We start from the raw sequence: 18,452 nt of genomic DNA, 5'->3' as shown, positions 1-18,452 counted from the left end.
TATGTCAGAACAAACTCCCGCGCCGGCGGATCTCGCCCAAGAACTGAATAATGAACTGAGCGCCCGCCGTGAAAAGCTAGACGTCCTGCGTGCAAAGGGTAATCCGTTCCCAAATGATTTTCGTCCAACCGACCACTCTGATGCTCTGCACCAGCGTTACGATGAGCAGAGCCAAGAAGCGTTGGAAGATCTCGGGATCGAAGTGACCGTCGCCGGCCGTATGATGACGCGTCGTATCATGGGGAAAGCCTCTTTTGCGACGCTGCAAGATGTCGGTGGACGTATTCAGCTTTATGTTTCCCGTGATGACCTGCCAGAAGGTTATTACAACGAACAATTTAAAAAATGGGACCTCGGCGATATTCTCGGTGCCCGCGGCAAGCTATTCAAAACCAAAACCGGTGAGCTTTCTATCCACTGTAGTGAGCTGCGTTTACTGACTAAAGCGCTCCGTCCATTGCCTGATAAGTTCCATGGCCTCGCGGACCAAGAGACGCGCTATCGTCAGCGTTACTTAGACTTGATTGCCAACGAAGAGTCGCGCCACACCTTCCAAATCCGCTCGAAGATTATGGCGGGGGTGCGTCAATTTATGGTTGATCGTCAATTTATGGAAGTGGAAACGCCGATGATGCAAGTCATCCCAGGCGGTGCCTCCGCCCGTCCATTTATCACCCATCACAATGCGCTGGATATCGATATGTATCTGCGTATTGCGCCAGAGCTTTACCTCAAGCGCTTAGTCGTGGGCGGCTTCGACCGCGTTTTCGAGATTAACCGTAACTTCCGTAACGAAGGGATCTCGCCTCGTCATAACCCAGAGTTCACCATGATGGAACTCTATATGGCCTACGCGGATTACCGTGATCTGATTGAGTTAACCGAAAGCCTATTCCGCACCTTGGCACAAGATGTGTTAGGCACTACAGAAGTGGCTTATGGCGAGCAAACCTTTGATTTCGGTAAGCCATTCGATAAGTTAACCATGCGTGAAGCAATCAAAAAATATCGCCCAGAGACAGAGTTGGCTGATCTGGATGATTTCGACAAAGCGGTAGCTATCGCTCAGGCTATCGGTATTAAAGTAGAGAAAAGCTGGGGCCTAGGCCGCGTGGTGACAGAAATCTTTGAAGAGACCGCTGAAGCACAACTGATTCAGCCAACCTTTATCACCGAATACCCGGCAGAAGTCTCGCCATTGGCCCGCCGCAACGACGAGAACCCGGAAATCACTGACCGCTTTGAATTCTTTATCGGCGGACGCGAAATCGGTAATGGCTTCTCCGAGCTGAACGATGCACAAGACCAAGCTGAACGATTCTTACAGCAGGTCAACGCCAAAGATGCCGGTGACGACGAAGCGATGTTCTATGATGAAGATTACGTCACCGCTCTAGAACACGGTTTACCGCCAACCGCAGGACTGGGGATCGGTATTGACCGTATGGTGATGCTCTTCACAAACAGCCATACCATCCGCGATGTGATCCTCTTCCCCGCACTACGTCCAGGCAGCAAATAAGCCCTCGACGCTATGTCAGCAACGCAAACCCGCTTCGGCGGGTTTTTTTTACTCTATTGATAACCAAAATTTCTAAAATAAAGTGTAAATTTTTGGAAATTAGGAATTAATCTGTTTTAATCCCCGCCAACACCCTTTAATGTCATGACAAATTTTGACAAAAATCTACTTTTAACGAAGAATAGGTTGACCTAAATCAAGTTAATTTGTGGGTAAGGTATTGATTGCTGGCTAAAAAGCGTCGTTATCACTCTAAAATCGACTATTAATAGTGATATTACTTAATAATACGCTTTGATTAATATTTTTCATTACCGCAAGTGAAATTGCTTTTTAAGCGATATCGAAAAACTGTTAAGATAAATCTCTAATAGAAACAAAATGTTGTAAAGGTGCTCTGGTTGCCACATGCCAGAGGCGGTAGCGTGCCTAAATTCCTATGCTAAGAAGATACAAGAACTCAGCGTTTTTTTTGTTAAGTTTAGGTTACTTACAGGGTAAACTCCCTCTTCGACAGTGCAATAACAACCCTAATAAAAATAATAAATTAAAAAAATATAATCTTTTCACCTTGGTCACCCGATACCCCCTTCTCTCAGCCGGTTAAGGCAGAGTTGCGGGCTAACTTTATGGATGTTACGGAGAAACAGCAGATGCAGCGAGCGTCAGGTGGTAAACGTTTTAATCGACACTCTTTATTAGCCTTAGTCATTGGGCTTTCCCTCTATCCTTCCCTGAACGCGACTGCCGCTGGCCTGATCTTGCCAGATAGCGATCTACGCTCGGATCTGAGCTGGCTAGCCGACCGTGGCGTGATTAAGTTAAGTTTAAGCACTTGGCCACTTAGCCAAGAGGCGATTGAACATGCGTTGGATAAGGCCCATCCCTCTTACGCTTCCGAACAGCTGGCGGTTGAACGGGTGCAAGAGCGCCTGCAAAGCCTAAAATCGGATGTACGTGTAAACGCCTATGCCGCCACCGATAACAGCGGGCAGCCACGTAGCTTCGCTAACTCACCGATCGCGGATACTAAATTCGCCGTGACGGCCAGTAATAGCGGCGAATGGTGGGACGTTAATTTACAAGGCAATCTGGAAGGGAATCGTCAGATCCAATCCCCTTCCCATGCCAACTTAAATAATAGCTACGGTGCGGTAAAACTGTGGGGACAGTGGCTCTCGTTTGGTGAAACACCACAGTGGTGGGGACCGGGGTATGAAGGCAGCTTAATCCGCTCCGATAACGCTCGGCCACTAACTGGTTTTATGCTGTCACGCTCCAAACAGACCGCCCCCGAAACGTGGTGGCTAAACTGGGTTGGTCCATGGCAATACCAGATTTCTGCCGCCCAAGAGTCACAATATAGCGCCGTCCCCCATACCAAGATTATCGGCATGCGCCTAACGGTATCACCGTTCGATTCCCTAGAACTTGGTGCTAGCCGTATCATGCAATGGGGCGGCAAAGGGCGGCCGCAATCCCTAAGTAATTTCTGGGATGGCTTCTCCGGTAACGATAATACTGGTGCTAACGATCCCAACGAACCCGGTAACCAACTGGCTGGCTTTGACGGTAAGTTAAAACTCGAACCGACCCTAGGGATTCCAATCAGCCTCTATGGTCAGCTGGTTGGCGAAGATGAAGCCGGTAAATTACCTTCTTCTAATATGTATCTGGCGGGAATTGAAGGGCACCACAGCCTTGGTCGCAATGCTCTGAACTGGTATGTCGAAGGTCATGATACCCGTACCGACTTTAAAAATAAAAACTATAGTTATACGCACCACATCTATACCGATGGCTATTACCAACAAGGTTACGCACTTGGGGATACGCTGGGCGGTGACGGCCGGATGCTGGTGGGTAAGACCGAGCTGGTGACCGAAGATAACCAGCGTTGGAGCGCACGCCTATTCTGGGCGAAAGTGAATCCTAATAACCAGAGTTACAATCGCACCTTTCCGCATGCCGATACTTTAAAAGGCGTGACCCTAGGCTGGGGCGGCGATATCTATAAATCAGTACGTCTTAACCTTGTCACTTGGTATACCGATGCGAATCATAATGACAGTGATGACCTCGGGGTCAGTGCCGCAATCGAGATCCCTTTCCAATTATAAAAATAGCGGCTGCTAGCTAACTGGAATCGGTTCTGGCAGCGATTTACCCACTTGACTGAATACATTCTGATGAAAAAATTAGCACTTAAACTCTCTGCAGCCGCAGTGCTGACCGCACTGCTGAGTGGCTGTACTATCGTTCCTGGTCAGGGGCTTAATAGTCTACGCAAGAATACCGTCGAACTGCCAGATAGCGACTACGACTGGGATAAGCTGGTCAATGTTTACCCCATGACCCCAGGGTTAATCGATAAGCTGCGTCCGGCACAGGTAATTTCCCAACCCAATCCACAGCTGGATAAGCAGTTACAAAACTATCAATACCGTATCGGTCCGGGTGATGTGTTAATGGTCACTGTCTATGACCACCCTGAATTAACCAACCCGGCAGGAACCTACCGCTCCGCCAGCGACACCGGTAACTGGGTCGGTGCCGACGGTACTATTTTCTACCCCTATATCGGTAAAGTATATGTTGCCGGAAAAACCATCGCTGAAGTGCGCCAGCAGATTGCGTCGCGTTTAGCGCAGTATGTTGAAAGCCCACAGGTTGATGTGGCCATCGCTGCCTTCCGTTCACAAAAAGCCTATGTCACGGGAGAAGTGAGCAAGTCGGGTCAGCTACCAATCACCAATATTCCCTTAACAGTAGTCGATGCGATTAATGCTGCCGGTGGCTTTGCCGAGAATGCCGACTGGCGCCATGTCGTGTTAACCCATAACGGTAAAGATACCGTACTCTCGATGCAGGCACTGATGCAACGCGGCGATTTGCAACAAAACCGTTTACTGTACCCTGGCGATATTCTATTTGTACCGCGTAATGACGATCAGAAAGTGTTTGTAATGGGTGAAGTCGGCCAACAATCGACGCTGAAGATGGATCGCAGTGGCATGACCTTGGCGGAAGCTTTGGGCAGCGCACAAGGCGTTAGTCAGCAATATGCTGATGCTTCAGGAATCTTTGTAATTCGCCAAATTCCAAAAGATAAAAATGGTCGTATTGCCAATATTTACCAACTGAATGCTAAAGATGCCTCGACCATGGTGATGTCTACAGAGTTTGAGTTACAGCCTTACGATATTGTTTATGTCACCACTGCACCACTGGTGCGTTGGAACCGTGTTATTTCACAAATTGTTCCAACTATAAGCGGGGTCCACGACATAACCGAGACTGTTAATTATTACAAGGATTTGAAATAGTTATGTTTAATTCAATTCTTGTGGTCTGTACCGGTAATATTTGCCGATCACCCACCGGTGAACGACTATTACGCCAACTTCTCCCCAATAAAAAAATTGATTCGGCGGGCACTGGCGCATTAAAGGGCCATGCGGCCGATGCAACGGCATCTCTAGTCGCAGAAAAACATAACCTCGACTTAGCCGATCACCAAGGGCAGCAGTTTACCCGCCACCTGGCACAGCAGTACGACCTGATTTTGGTGATGGAGAAGCACCATCAGGAAGAGGTATCGACTATTGCACCCGAGGCAAGAGGGAAAACCATGTTATTTGCGCATTGGTTGAAAGGAAAACAGATCCCTGACCCCTATCGGCAAAGTCAAGAAGCCTTTGAACATGTCTATCAATTAATCGAGCAAGCGGCACAGGCTTGGGCGACAAAACTGGGTAATAAATAGGAAGCGTTATGTCATCAGTGATTCAACATAAACCCACTAATCCAGATTCCGATGAGATCGATTTAGGACGTTTAATCGGCGAACTGCTCGATCATAAAAAATTAATTATTGCGGTGACTGGCTTATTTACATTTTTAGCCATCCTCTATGCGCTATTTGCTACGCCAATTTACCAAGCCGATGCATTGATACAGGTTGAACAAAAGCAGGGTAACTCGATACTGAGTAATCTTAGCCAGATGTTACCTGACAGCCAACCGGTCTCCGCACCTGAAATTGCCCTGTTACAATCAAGGATGATTATCGGTAAGACAGTTGATGATTTAACGCTACAAGCGCAAGTACAACAAAAATATTTCCCAATTTTTGGTCGTGGTTGGGCACGTTTAACCGGACAGCAGGCGGGGCAGATTTACGTCAGTCGGATTTATGTGGCTAAACAAGAGGGGAAAGTCCCAGAGCTAAAAATAACGGTCGTCGATCAGCAGCATTATTTGGTTGAGGGTGGCGGTTATAAAATTAAAGGAACAATTGGGCAAGCTATAACAGCTAAAGGGCTCTCATTACAGATAGATAAAATTGAGGCGGCCCCTGAAACCCAATTTACGGTTAATTATATTACTCGACTCGATGCCATTACTAACTTGCAGCAAATTTTTGCAGCGGCGGATCAGGGTAAAGATACTGGTATGCTTAATCTTACGCTCACAGATCCTAATCCCCAGTTAGCACAAAGTGAACTACAAAGTATTAGTGAAAATTATTTAGCGCAGAATATTGCCCGCCAAGCGGCACAAGATAGTAAAAGCTTAGACTTCTTAGAAAAACAACTGCCGCAGGTACGCAGCCAGTTAGATGATGCCGAAAACAAATTGAGTTCTTATCGAAAACAAAGTGACTCGGTAGATCTAAATTTGCAGGCACGTTCTGCTTTAGACCAGATTGTAAATGTCGATAATCAATTAAATCAATTAACATTCCGTGAGGCAGAAGTTTCACAACTTTATACTAAAGACCATCCAACCTATATTGCTCTTTTACAAAAGCGTAAAACGTTAGAGCAGGAAAAAGCCAAGCTAAATAAACAAGTTTCTGCCATGCCAGCTACTCAACAACAGGTACTTAAATTAAGTCGTGATGTGGAGTCCGGGCGTGCAGTCTATATGCAGTTACTTAATCGTCAGCAAGAGTTGAGTATCGCGAAAAATAGCGCAATTGGAAATGTGCGTATTATTGACGAAGCTGTAACGGCACCTAAGCCAGTGAAGCCGAAAAAAGTATTAGTGGTTTTAATTGGTACTGTACTTGGTGGGTTTATTTCAGTGGGCTTGGTTTTATTAAGAGTCTTTCTACGTCGCGGTATTGAATCTCCAGAACAACTCGAAGAGTTAGGTATTAATGTTTATGCCAGTGTTCCGGTTTCAGAATGGATGGCTAAACAACAACCGAAAGGCATTAAGTCGAGGAAGAATAAACAAAAAGAGAACCTCAGCTTCTTAGCGGTAGATAACCCGGCAGACTTAGCTATCGAAGCGATACGTAGCCTGCGTACTAGCTTGCACTTCGCGATGATGGAAGCCAGTAATAACGTGTTAATGATCTCCGGTGCTAGCCCCAATGCCGGAAAAACCTTTATTACCACTAACTTGGCAGCAGTCTTAGCGCAGGGTGAACATAAGGTATTGTTTATTGATGCTGATATGCGTAAAGGTTATTCGCATCAGATATTTAATCAATCCTTAGAGCATGGCTTATCCGATATTCTTTCCGGTAAATCCAGTATCGAGCAGGGGATTAAATCAGTTAGCGGAGCAAATTTTGATTTTATTGCCCGTGGTAAGACCCCGCCTAACCCGTCTGAATTACTGATGCATAGCCGCTTTCAACAGCTATTAAATTGGGCGAGCGAACATTACGATATCGTATTAGTTGATACACCTCCGATTCTGGCAGTCACTGATGCAGCAGTAATTGGTCGCTATGTCGGTACCACTCTATTAGTTGCTCGTTTTGAAGAGAATACTGCTAAAGAGATGGAAGTGAGTATTCAGCGTTTCGAGCAGAGCGGCATTGAAGTGAAGGGCTGTATCCTTAACGGCGTAGTGAAAAAAGCCAGCTCTTACTATGGCTACGGGTATAGTCATTACGGTTATAGCTACGACGATAAAAAATAACCCTTCCCTCCCCCTGCTAAAGTGGGGGGTAACTATTTTCGCTACAGCTCTGTGGTGAGGAATTTATGACAAGATTATCCCGAAATCTGCTGGTAAGCGGCGGATTGATACTGTCTGATTTATTCAGTTTAGTAATTAGTCTATATTTAGCAGAAGCTGTTTTTGGCAATGATAGAATTTCTAATGAGAATATAAATAATTGGCATCATCTTCACTGGTTGATATCAATCTGTTGTATCGGCTGGTATGGTATGCGTTTGAGACATTATTTCTATCGCAAAACATTCTGGTTTGAATTAAAGGAAGTTTTAAGAACAATAGTTATATTTTCAGTCTTTGAAATAGCTATTATTGCTTTTACACAATGGAATCTGTCTAGATTTACTTGGGTAATCATGTGGTGCTTGATTGCACTATTAGTGCCAGTCATGCGAGCAGTTACAAAATTTATTCTCAATAAAGCGGGTACTTGGCAACGAGATACCATAATTATTGGCTCAGGCCCTAACGCCCAGGAAGCCTATAAAGCAATTGCTAGCGAAAAAAATCTAGGGTTTAAAACAATACAATTTGTCGGTAAGTCTAACGATAATATTAGCATCATTAATGGAATTCCTGTTAGCCATGAACTTCCACAAGAGTTAACGAAAAAAGTCGATAAGCGTATGCAGTTTATTATTGCGGTGGAAAGCGACGAAAGCGAGTTACGTAATGCTTGGTTACAGCAGTTAATGCTTAATGGTTATCGTTATGTCTCAGTCATTCCCACATTGCGTGGTATGCCACTAGATAATACAGATATGTCCTTTATTTTCAGTCACGAAGTAATGATATTTAGAGTGCATCAAAGCTTAGCCAAATGGCCCTCGAGGATTTTGAAACGTTGCTTTGATATTTTTGCATCGATAATGATAATCCTTATGTTATCACCTATTCTATTATTCATTAGTCGTAAAGTAAAAAAAGATGGTGGTCCAGCAATTTATGGACACGAGCGAATCGGAAAGAATGGTATCCCATTTAAATGTTTAAAGTTTCGTTCTATGGCCGTAAATTCGAAAGAATTATTGGCGGATCTTTTAGCTAACGACCCAGAAGCTAAAGCCGAATGGGACGAAACCTTTAAACTGAAAAATGATCCTCGTATTACAAAAATTGGACATTTATTACGCCGTACCAGTATGGATGAGCTCCCCCAGCTATTTAACGTATTGAAGGGTGAGATGAGCCTAGTTGGACCAAGGCCGATTATCCATGAAGAGTTAGAACGTTATCATGACCAAGTTGATTATTACCTAATGAGTAAACCAGGCATGACAGGTTTGTGGCAGGTTAGCGGACGATCCGACGTAGATTATGAAACCCGCGTATATTTTGACGCTTGGTATGTTAAAAATTGGTCTATGTGGAACGATATCGCTATCTTATTTAAGACAGTATCAGTCGTATTAAAAAGGGATGGAGCATATTAATACATCTATGAAAACTGCTGTTTTAATTCAAACACATAAAAAAATAGATCACTTTTATGATTTATTTAAATATAATGAGAATGTTGTTTTTATTATTCACTTCGACAAAAAATGTGGAATCGTTTACGAAAAAAATTCTTTTGATAACCTTAATAATGTAATTATATTAGATGACCCAGTAAATGTTTATTGGGGAGGCTTCAGTCAGATAGAAGCTACATTGCTTTTGATAAAAAAAGCATATAGTTTCGAAAGTATAAATTTTTTTCATCTAATTAGTGGCGATTGTCTTCCACTTACATCTTTTGTATCAATGGAGAAGTGTTGGGGAGATAATGGAAATGAATTATATTTGGAAATTGGTGATAAAACAGATAGTTATTGGCGACTCAATATCCAAGCACCTCACGTAGATACTAATTTAATTAGAACAATACCTGGAAGAATTATAAATAGAATCTTGAGAGTATTAGGTAATAGATTGAAATTTACAAAATTAGATGTTAAGGACTATGCTTACGGTTCTCAATGGTTTTCATTTACTAGAGCACATACGGAAATTATTCTTGATAATTATGAAAACGGTTTTTTTAATTCATTTAGAAAAATTGCATGTGCTGATGAACATGCTTTTCAGATTTTGTTTAAAAAGTTTAATTATAAATCGACCGATAATAGACGATTTATAAAGTTTATAAAAGGTAAGTCAAGTCCTGAAATGTTATCAATTGAAGAAATATGCAATGCCAAAGAGCGTGGTTTTTGGTTTGCTCGCAAAGTAGATAGTGAGAAATTCAAGGAGTTTTTAAAAAGTGATGTATGAATTTTCAGTACTTATGTCTTTATATGATAGGGAAGATCCTAGCTTTTTAGATAGATGTCTAAGTAGTTTGGCATCACAAACACTACAAGCTACGGAGATTATAGTTGTATACGACGGATTTATAAATCAAGAATTAGATGCAGTAATAAAAAAGTATTCAATATCGCTACCCATAAAAATTATTAAAATTGAAAAAAATGTTGGGCTTGGCGAAGCTTTAAACTACGGTTTAAGATTTTGTAGATATGAGTTAGTTGCTAGAATGGATACGGACGATATTTGTTTCAACGATAGATTTATTAAACAGATTCCCGTGATAGCAAATAACGATATAGATATCCTAGGTTCTTCAGTGATTGAATTCGATGGTTCGAAAAGGCGTAATAAAGACGTTCCAGATACTTATGAAAGTATAATAAGTGCATGTATTTACAAGAACCCTATTAACCATATGAGTGTTGTGTTCAAAAAAGAGAAAATACTCAATATTGGAAGTTATATGCATCATTTATACATGGAAGATTATAACCTGTGGCTAAGGGCAATTGAAAATAAGCTTATAATTCAAAATCTCAAAGAAAGGCTGCTTCTAGTAAGAGTTAATCCTAATATGGTAAAAAGGAGAAGAGGTCTAGAATATATAAAAAGTGAAATTCAACTATTTAAGTTAAAACATCGCATGAGAATCTATCCATTGATCAATTTATTATATTACTCGACAATTAGGTTGAGTACTAGATTACTTCCTTGGAGAATATTATCATTGATCTATAACTTAGATAGAAAATTATTAAGGAAATGAAACTCCTTATTAAGGTGATAGCTTTGATGAATAAAAATCCTTTTGTAATATTTTTTATATTATTTTTATGTATTTTCTTTTTTAATCCTTATTATAGTTCTTTATTCTTGACTATTCTTTTGGCATCTGCTATGCCGTTGATTAAAAGTAGAAGGAAATATATAGTATCTGAGTTTTTTTTTATATCTTCTTTTTTGTTTGTAGCAACAATTTCGGTAGGTACGAAACCAATCTTCGGTGATACCACTGGGAATGATAAGTTCGTTTACTATCAATACATGCTTGAAAATCATTCTAAAAGTTTACTGGATTGGCTTATATCTTATCGTGGATTTGATTTTATTTCATACTTTTCAATGAAATTGTCTTCCGATATTTTTGGAGTGAATAATTCAGCATTTATATTTATATTTTTAATTTATGTATCTGCTCTTTATTTAGGGTTCAAAGTCATAGCCAAGAAATACGCTCCTGTTGCAATTACACTTTTCTTTAGTCAATACATTTTCGCAAGCTTTTATTCAAATACAATCAGGCAGGGTATCTCTTTTACTTTTATAGTATTAGCGCTAGCTTTCTCTTATTCAAAAAGAAAGTATTTATATACATTATTAGCCTGCCTTAGTCACTATTCATCAATAATATATGCTCCTTTTTTATTATTCATAAATAGATTCAATAATTTTACTTTGAAACTATCAGTGTTTTTGTATTCAGTATCATATTTTTTTGGTGCTTATGTATTGCCATTTCTTCTTACTAAGCTCTCAAGTTTAGGAAGTTTCTTTCTAGTAAGGGTTAATTCTTACGGAGGCGACAATTTTGGAGTAGATTATAAAAGTAGGGTGATTATGTCGCTCTTTTTTATATTTATTGTTGAATTAAGCAATCTCATGCAGCCTGAAGATAAGAGAAATGAATATTACATTAAAATAGTAAGGAATATTTTTGTCGTATTTGTTTGTTGTTTCTTTTTTACATCGACATTCGAAGAGATAAGCAATAGATATTCATTTGCTATAGTGCCAATTGGATTATTATTCTTCTCTATATCTTTGAAAAGTATCACCGATAGTAAAGTAAAAGTCATGCTTCTATTTATTATTATGATTGTATCTTGGGTTTTTAATTTATATATTATTTATCATCGAACAGAAATTCTTTATTTTGGTGACTTTACAGCCTCACTCAGTGATAACTTACTTGATGTTATAAGTAAACTACAGAATAGATATTAATTAGAGGTTGTGATGAAAAATAATATTAATTTTTCAGTTATAATTCCGGCGTACAATGCTTCTCAAACAATAATTAGAACGCTGGATAGTTTGATTTTTCAAACTTATAAATTTTTTGAAGTAATAATTGTTGATGATTTATCAAATGACGTTGATAAATTAGAAGATATAGTTTCAATTTATACAAACAAAGGATTGAATATCAATTTTTTTAAATCTGATATTAAGCTTAATGGTGCGGGGGCCAGGAATAAAGGAATAAATATTTCGGTTAATGATTATATCTGTTTTTTAGATGCAGATGATACATGGCTACCTAATAAACTTGAGATTTATAAGAATAATGTTTCAAACTCAGTTGGTTCTAATAATAATATATATTATTCAAAGGTTTCAATTGTGAAAAATAATGAGGTAATAAAGATTATGCCTTTGAGGGAATTCCTCCCAGATAAGGAAACCATGGCTAATTATTTATTTGGTTGTGCTGGATTTATCCAAACTAGTACGCTATTAATCCACAAAAGTATTTTAGAAAAAATAAATTTTAACGAGAAGTTTGTTAGGCATCAGGATTATGATCTTTGTATTAGGTTAAATGCATATGGATGCAAATTTATTATGATACGTGATACATTATCAGAATATCATATCGATGATCGGCCCGTAAGTATTAAGGGAGAGAATATATCATATTCATATTTTTGGCTTTCAGAAATGTCAAGATATTTGGTCAAAAAGGATTATTATGCTTATAAGGCATTTAAGTTGACAAATAAAATGTTCGGATTTAAACGTTTTTATACCTTTTTAAGTAATTTCATATTGTCCACTATCTTGAGTAAGAGAGACTTTATATTTTTAATTTTATCAAAAATGAAGTGAATGAATAATGAAAATAGGAATTGTTAGAGATGATTATCCAGAAAAAAGATGTATTACCACAAATAGAGAATATTCATATGTAAACCTTAACAAGAACAACTACAATGCATATTTAAAAAAATTACCTTTAATCAATAAAATTCAACTTGATTACGTATATAAGCCTATTGTAGATTTTAAGGTCGATTTATATCATACTTTCAATTATATATGCTGTACCAATAAAAATTGGGTCGTAACATTCGAAACTATGCTTCCAAGATTTGTTGGTCTATTCAAAGACCTCAATAATTTAAGTTCAAACAAATTAATTGAAGAATATCTAATAAAAATTGCCGCTAATAATTGCTTGGCTGTATTACCTATCTCTGAATGCACTCGAAAAATTCAGGAGACTATACTTAATCATTATCCAGAAATAAAAGATAAGATTATGGGGAAAACTCATGTTATATTTCCTCCGCAAATTCCATTGGCCGATATTAATTCTATCAGAGAAAGAAGCTCTGATGTTATTAATTTCTTATTTGTTGGTAAAGACTTCTATAGAAAAGGTGGGGCTGAAATAGTTCTAGCCTTCGATAAGTTATTACGTTCTAATGAAATTGATCCGCGAAAAGTATGTCTTACGCTAGTTGGTGACATTAACAGAAAGTATAATTATGCATTAGGGAATTTCCAGTATGATGAGGTTTTTTTTAAACATATAGAATCATTGATCGAAAAATATCAATGTTTAAACGTAATAAATAATCTCAGTAATAGTGGTATTTTGGACTTGATGATGAAATCCCATGTTGGATTATTACCCACATGGGCTGATACTTTTGGATATTCTGTATTAGAGTTTCAGGCCTCTGGTTGCCCTGTTATTACTTCAGATGTACGTGCATTAACTGAAATAAATAATGATGATACCGGGTGGATTATTGAGACAACTAAGGATAATCTAGGAAGTATCAAAATAAAAAATGAAACTGATCGTGATTTGAATCAAGAGTTATTAGTGGCTGGAATAAGAAGGTGTATTCTAGAAGTTATTAATAACAAAACTATTATTCATAACAAAGGGATTTCATCACTTTCGAGAATAAAGAAGTATCACGATCCCTCAATATATAATACCGAGATAAAAAGAATTTATGAAAAGGGCTTAAGTAAACATGTATAAAAAACTTATTTATCCCATTTTTTTTATATTATTTTCATGTTGTTGTGGTGCGGATGATTCAAATATAAATTTAAAAGATGAAAATAATAATTATATAAATGCACATGGTGGTGGTATACTTCAATATAAAAATAAGTATTATTGGTATGGAGAAAACCGTATTAAAGGTAACGAATCTGGTGTCTCTTTATATCAATCCAAAGATTTGAAAAAATGGCGATATCTAGGAGTAATATTTAAATCTAATGAAATAGAACCCAAGAGTCATAGTTTTTTTATCGAAAGGCCAAAAATAGTATATAATAGTTCAACTAATAAGTTCGTCATGTGGTTTCATGTTGAGGAAGTCAGTAGTAACTACAAAACTGCTAAAGTTGGTGTTGCTTCGTCGAATGATATATCTGGGCCGTATAAATTTCTCTATGCTTCTCGTATTAATGCTAGGAGTCACCCAATTAATGGTAATTATGTAGGTAGTAAGTTAGCAAATAAAGTAAATAAAGACCATTCAAACATCGGGCAGATGTCTAGAGATATTACTATCTTTAAGGATCGTAATGACAATGCCTATTTAATATCTTCGAGTGAAGACAATTTGACTTTATCCATATCTTTATTGTCTCAAGACTATACACATACAACGGGAAAATATATTAGAGTACAACCTGGAGGCTATAATGAAGCACCAGTTATGTTTTTTAATGAAGGGAAGTACTATCTTGTAGCTTCAGGAACAACTGGTTGGAAACCTAATAGAGCTAGGTTGTTTACAGCAGACAAAGTCTTTGGTTATTGGAAAAATATTGGGGATTTTGTTAAAGGAACTGATGCGAAAAATATAAATACTACTTTTCAATCACAAGGTTCTAATTATTTTGAGTTCAACGGGGATTGTTATTTTATGGGCGATAAATGGTATCCGAAAGATTTGTCTAATAGTGGCTATTTATTTAAAAAAATAATTTTTTCTAATGACCAGTCCCCATACATAAAATAGGTAATAAAAATGAATATTATAATAACCGGTGGTGCCGGTTTTATCGGTTCAGCAGTAGTTCGTAATATTATTGAAAATACGAAAGATGAAGTGATTGTTATCGACAGCCTAACCTATGCGGGTAACCTAGAATCGTTAAATACAGTCGATAAAGATAGTCGTTATCATTTCGAAAAAGTGGACATCTGTGATCGTGCTAAGTTAGACCGTGTATTTACACACTACCAACCCGATGCTGTTATGCATTTAGCCGCCGAAAGTCATGTAGACCGTTCAATCGACGGCCCGGCGGCATTTATCGAAACCAACATTGTTGGCACCTACACATTGTTAGAGGCGGCGCGCAACTATTGGAACGGTCTTGATTCCGATAAAAAACAGGCTTTCCGTTTCCACCACATCTCTACCGATGAAGTCTATGGTGATCTACATGGTACTGATGATCTATTTACCGAAACTACACCCTATGCACCGAGCAGCCCTTATTCAGCTTCTAAAGCATCAAGTGATCACTTAGTGCGTGCATGGCAACGCACTTATGGTTTACCTACCATAGTTACTAACTGTTCGAACAACTATGGTCCATATCATTTCCCAGAGAAATTAATCCCATTGATTATTCTTAATGCACTATCCGGGAAATCGCTACCTGTTTACGGTGACGGTTCACAAATCCGTGACTGGTTATATGTAGAAGACCACGCACGTGCACTGTACAAAGTCGTTACCGAAGGGGTTGTAGGCGAAACTTACAATATCGGTGGTCACAATGAACGTAAAAATATCGACGTCGTTAAAACGATTTGCCAACTGTTGGAAGAGCTGGTGCCGAATAAACCTAGCGGTCTCAACCAATATGCTGACCTAATTACATATGTTAAAGATCGCCCAGGTCATGATGTACGTTATGCAATTGATGCCAGCAAGATTGCTAAAGAATTAGACTGGACTCCAGCAGAAACCTTCGAGACCGGTATCCGTAAAACAGTCGAATGGTATTTAAATAATGAAACCTGGTGGCAACGTGTACTGGATGGTTCATACGCTGGCGAACGTTTAGGCTCAATCTAATTTAGGGAAAGATTAATAATGAAAGGTATTGTATTAGCCGGTGGGTCCGGAACCCGTTTATATCCCATCACTCAAGGTGTATCGAAGCAGTTAATGCCGATTTACGATAAACCCATGGTTTTTTACCCAATCTCGGTACTGATGATGGCGGGAATCCGCGAAATTTTAATTATATCAACGCCTGACGATATGCCAGGTTTTAAACGCTTACTTGGCAATGGAAGTCAATTTGGGGTTGAATTCAGTTATGCCATCCAACCAAGTCCAGATGGATTAGCTCAAGCATTTATCATTGGCGAAGAGTTCATCAATGGTGATAGCTGTGCATTAGTACTTGGTGACAATATTTACTTCGGTGAAAGCTTCGGTAAGAAACTTGAGAAAGTAGTGCAGCGTACCGAAGGAGCTACCGTTTTCGGATATCAAGTTCTAGATCCTGAGCGTTTTGGCGTAGTCGAGTTCGATGAAAATAATCGTGCAATTTCATTAGAAGAGAAACCTGAGCAGCCTAAATCCAATTGGGCGGTTACTGGTCTTTACTTCTATGACAAAGATGTGGTTGAGATGGCGAAGCAAGTTAAGCCTTCGCATCGTGGTGAACTTGAAATCACCAGCCTGAATGAGATGTATTTAGAAAAAAATAGCCTGCACGTTGAGAAACTCGGCCGCGGCTTTGCCTGGTTAGACACCGGTACCCACGATAGCTTATTAGAAGCCTCTCAGTTTATACACACCATCGAAAAACGCCAAGGCTATAAAGTGGCTTGCTTAGAAGAGATTGCCTATAGAAAGGGATGGCTAACGAAAGAGCAAGTCGTTTCGCAAGCTAAGTTGCTGGCTAAAACCGGTTACGGACAATATTTACAACGTTTAGTGGATACTGAATAAATGCAAATTATCGATACTAAAATTGCTGATGTTAAAATCATACAACCAAAAGTATTTGGCGATGAACGGGGTTTCTTTTTAGAAACCTTTGAAGCTAATCGCTATAAACAAGCACTGAATATTGATCTGGATTTTGTGCAAGATAACCATTCACGCTCATCTAAAGGAGTACTACGTGGATTACATTTTCAAACTAAAAACCCACAAGGCAAATTAGTACGTTGTGTTCGCGGTGAAGTGTTTGATGTGGCAGTTGATATTCGTAAAGATTCGCCGACCTTTGGACAATGGGCAGGTATTATCCTTTCAGAAGAAAATAAGACTCAATTCTGGATCCCACCAGGTCTAGCTCATGGATTTGTTGTACTATCTGATATTGCTGATTTTGAATATAAATGTACAGACTACTACACTCCTGGTTTTGAAGGTTGTTTGGCATGGAATGATCCTAGTGTGGGTATCGAATGGCCAATTAATCATAATCCAATTGTTTCTGAAAAGGATAGTAAAGGTTTGTCTATTATGCATATTAATAAAATTTGAAGGGTTTTTGTAATTATAGGTATAATAAAAACACTTTTTTGCCTATAAAAATTATGTTTTACAAAGTTATAATTTAGGGTCGATAACTGAATTTTTTAATCTAAAGGTGATTGAATTTTTCAAAATTATTTAATAATTATTTAATTTTAATCTGGTGGGAAATGAAAACTGGTATTTTGGTGATATTATATGGTAAAGGTCTTCATGACTCTAAAACTATTAGTAAGCTACTTGAAACAACTATTGATGAATGTTGTTATTTGCATATAGTTAATAATGGACCTGAAGAAATTTCAATCTCCAATAACAACGTCCTAGAATTATTAAAAATTAAATTTAAAAATGTACTTGTTGAGCAATTTTTAGAAAATAGGCCATTGAGCTTTTTATATAATTCATTTCTAAATAACGATTATGATAGATTTGTTTTTTTCGACGATGATTCTGATATCCCGTTAGAATTTTTTCGCAATAGCTTGAATGTATTCAAGTCAGAAGTAGGTATTGATATACAACTTCCTATAATAAAGTCTATTGTAAGTAATAAATATTTTTATCCTGTAGTAAACGATGTTGTAATAAAAAAATCAGGTTTCACTGAAAGTAATGATGAGGTTTTTAGTATTGGTTCAGGGATAATAATATACTCATCTTTAATAAATAAATTTAGAGAATTTAATTTGAATCTTTTTGATAATAGATTTGCTTTATATGGAGTTGACTTTAGCCTTTTTAGAAGAATTCATCTTCTCAAGAAAAAAGGTATAAATGTAGGGATATATATTACCCAGGAATTAAAACATTCACTTTCTAGAGAAAGTGGGTCAATATCAAAATGGAGAGAAAAAGAAAGACTAATAGACTATACTTTAACTTCACTTTTTTATTCAAAAAGTTATATATTAAAGATTTCTAAAATTTCAAAGATTTTCTTCATGCTTTTGTTGCGTAAAGATACTGAATTAGTAAAGGAAATATTAAAAGTTATAGTTAATAAAAAACACCCCAGGTGCTAGTAAATGATTATCAATTTTATTTTCTTTATTTACAAATTATCATGTTTCAAGGTTATTGCTTTAGTTGTTCCTATACGAAATGGT

16 protein-coding genes are annotated in these 18,452 nt (G+C 38.2%); all 16 read left to right on the top strand.

The window, feature by feature from the left end; genetic code table 11:
- Position 1: 1 nt before the first annotated feature.
- The 16 genes from lysS to HH682_RS03310 all read left to right on the top strand — a co-directional run bounded on the left by lysS (position 2) and on the right by HH682_RS03310 (position 18,368).
- A complete protein-coding gene (gene lysS, locus HH682_RS03385; RefSeq protein ID WP_214236219.1) occupies positions 2-1,522 on the top strand; it encodes a lysine--tRNA ligase in 1,521 nt (506 codons plus the stop codon).
- 653 nt (positions 1,523-2,175) lie between these two features.
- Positions 2,176-3,642 (top strand): capsule assembly Wzi family protein, encoded by a 1,467-nt coding sequence (locus tag HH682_RS03380; protein WP_214236311.1) that lies wholly within the window; start codon positions 2,176-2,178, stop codon positions 3,640-3,642.
- A 69-nt stretch (positions 3,643-3,711) separates the two neighbouring features.
- Complete coding sequence (locus HH682_RS03375; protein WP_214236218.1) at positions 3,712-4,848, top strand: polysaccharide export protein; 1,137 nt, start codon at positions 3,712-3,714, stop codon at positions 4,846-4,848.
- Between the two features lie 2 nt (positions 4,849-4,850).
- Positions 4,851-5,288, top strand: coding sequence for an arsenate reductase/protein-tyrosine-phosphatase family protein (locus tag HH682_RS03370; RefSeq protein ID WP_214236217.1), 438 nt, complete (start codon positions 4,851-4,853; stop codon positions 5,286-5,288).
- An 8-nt stretch (positions 5,289-5,296) separates the two neighbouring features.
- Complete coding sequence (locus HH682_RS03365) at positions 5,297-7,462, top strand: polysaccharide biosynthesis tyrosine autokinase (protein ID WP_214236216.1); 2,166 nt, start codon at positions 5,297-5,299, stop codon at positions 7,460-7,462.
- A gap of 65 nt (positions 7,463-7,527) precedes the next feature.
- Positions 7,528-8,934, top strand: a complete 1,407-nt coding sequence (gene wbaP / locus HH682_RS03360; RefSeq protein ID WP_214236215.1) for an undecaprenyl-phosphate galactose phosphotransferase WbaP — start codon at positions 7,528-7,530, stop codon at positions 8,932-8,934.
- Between the two features lie 7 nt (positions 8,935-8,941).
- Positions 8,942-9,757 (top strand): beta-1,6-N-acetylglucosaminyltransferase, encoded by an 816-nt coding sequence (locus HH682_RS03355; protein ID WP_214236214.1) that lies wholly within the window; start codon positions 8,942-8,944, stop codon positions 9,755-9,757.
- Entirely contained in the window at positions 9,750-10,559 is an 810-nt protein-coding gene (locus tag HH682_RS03350; RefSeq protein WP_214236310.1) for a glycosyltransferase, read from the top strand. Before HH682_RS03355 ends, HH682_RS03350 begins: the two co-directional genes overlap by 8 nt.
- Positions 10,560-10,585: 26 nt before the next feature.
- Positions 10,586-11,797: an EpsG family protein gene (locus HH682_RS03345; RefSeq protein ID WP_214236213.1), complete on the top strand. Its 1,212-nt coding sequence runs from the start codon at positions 10,586-10,588 to the stop codon at positions 11,795-11,797.
- 12 nt (positions 11,798-11,809) lie between these two features.
- On the top strand, positions 11,810-12,682 hold the full coding sequence (locus HH682_RS03340) for a glycosyltransferase family 2 protein (protein ID WP_214236212.1): 873 nt from the start codon (positions 11,810-11,812) through the stop codon (positions 12,680-12,682).
- 7 nt (positions 12,683-12,689) lie between these two features.
- Entirely contained in the window at positions 12,690-13,853 is a 1,164-nt protein-coding gene (locus tag HH682_RS03335) for a glycosyltransferase (protein ID WP_214236211.1), read from the top strand.
- On the top strand, positions 13,846-14,850 hold the full coding sequence (locus HH682_RS03330; protein WP_214236210.1) for a glycoside hydrolase family 43 protein: 1,005 nt from the start codon (positions 13,846-13,848) through the stop codon (positions 14,848-14,850). Before HH682_RS03335 ends, HH682_RS03330 begins: the two co-directional genes overlap by 8 nt.
- 9 nt (positions 14,851-14,859) lie before the next feature.
- Positions 14,860-15,921: a dTDP-glucose 4,6-dehydratase gene (gene rffG / locus HH682_RS03325; protein WP_214236209.1), complete on the top strand. Its 1,062-nt coding sequence runs from the start codon at positions 14,860-14,862 to the stop codon at positions 15,919-15,921.
- 18 nt (positions 15,922-15,939) lie between these two features.
- Positions 15,940-16,809 (top strand): glucose-1-phosphate thymidylyltransferase RfbA, encoded by an 870-nt coding sequence (gene rfbA / locus HH682_RS03320; protein WP_214236208.1) that lies wholly within the window; start codon positions 15,940-15,942, stop codon positions 16,807-16,809.
- Positions 16,810-17,352 (top strand): dTDP-4-dehydrorhamnose 3,5-epimerase, encoded by a 543-nt coding sequence (gene rfbC / locus HH682_RS03315; protein WP_214236207.1) that lies wholly within the window; start codon positions 16,810-16,812, stop codon positions 17,350-17,352.
- A 161-nt stretch (positions 17,353-17,513) separates the two neighbouring features.
- A complete protein-coding gene (locus HH682_RS03310) occupies positions 17,514-18,368 on the top strand; it encodes a glycosyltransferase family protein (RefSeq protein ID WP_214236206.1) in 855 nt (284 codons plus the stop codon).
- Positions 18,369-18,452 lie beyond the last annotated feature (84 nt).

The sequence above is a fragment of the Rosenbergiella gaditana genome (genome assembly GCF_018494065.1).
Lineage (GTDB): Bacteria > Pseudomonadota > Gammaproteobacteria > Enterobacterales > Enterobacteriaceae > Rosenbergiella > Rosenbergiella gaditana.
The sequence above is the reverse complement of the archived record's forward strand: the minus strand, read 5'-3'. Positions and strand labels throughout refer to the sequence as shown.

Coding starts and splice junctions, on each gene's coding strand:
- lysS (WP_214236219.1), top strand. CDS start 2: ATGTCAGAACAAACTCCCGCGCCGGCGGATCTCGCCCAAGAACTGAAT.
- HH682_RS03380 (WP_214236311.1), top strand. CDS start 2,176: ATGCAGCGAGCGTCAGGTGGTAAACGTTTTAATCGACACTCTTTATTA.
- HH682_RS03375 (WP_214236218.1), top strand. CDS start 3,712: ATGAAAAAATTAGCACTTAAACTCTCTGCAGCCGCAGTGCTGACCGCA.
- HH682_RS03370 (WP_214236217.1), top strand. CDS start 4,851: ATGTTTAATTCAATTCTTGTGGTCTGTACCGGTAATATTTGCCGATCA.
- HH682_RS03365 (WP_214236216.1), top strand. CDS start 5,297: ATGTCATCAGTGATTCAACATAAACCCACTAATCCAGATTCCGATGAG.
- wbaP (WP_214236215.1), top strand. CDS start 7,528: ATGACAAGATTATCCCGAAATCTGCTGGTAAGCGGCGGATTGATACTG.
- HH682_RS03355 (WP_214236214.1), top strand. CDS start 8,942: ATGAAAACTGCTGTTTTAATTCAAACACATAAAAAAATAGATCACTTT.
- HH682_RS03350 (WP_214236310.1), top strand. CDS start 9,750: ATGTATGAATTTTCAGTACTTATGTCTTTATATGATAGGGAAGATCCT.
- HH682_RS03345 (WP_214236213.1), top strand. CDS start 10,586: ATGAATAAAAATCCTTTTGTAATATTTTTTATATTATTTTTATGTATT.
- HH682_RS03340 (WP_214236212.1), top strand. CDS start 11,810: ATGAAAAATAATATTAATTTTTCAGTTATAATTCCGGCGTACAATGCT.
- HH682_RS03335 (WP_214236211.1), top strand. CDS start 12,690: ATGAAAATAGGAATTGTTAGAGATGATTATCCAGAAAAAAGATGTATT.
- HH682_RS03330 (WP_214236210.1), top strand. CDS start 13,846: ATGTATAAAAAACTTATTTATCCCATTTTTTTTATATTATTTTCATGT.
- rffG (WP_214236209.1), top strand. CDS start 14,860: ATGAATATTATAATAACCGGTGGTGCCGGTTTTATCGGTTCAGCAGTA.
- rfbA (WP_214236208.1), top strand. CDS start 15,940: ATGAAAGGTATTGTATTAGCCGGTGGGTCCGGAACCCGTTTATATCCC.
- rfbC (WP_214236207.1), top strand. CDS start 16,810: ATGCAAATTATCGATACTAAAATTGCTGATGTTAAAATCATACAACCA.
- HH682_RS03310 (WP_214236206.1), top strand. CDS start 17,514: ATGAAAACTGGTATTTTGGTGATATTATATGGTAAAGGTCTTCATGAC.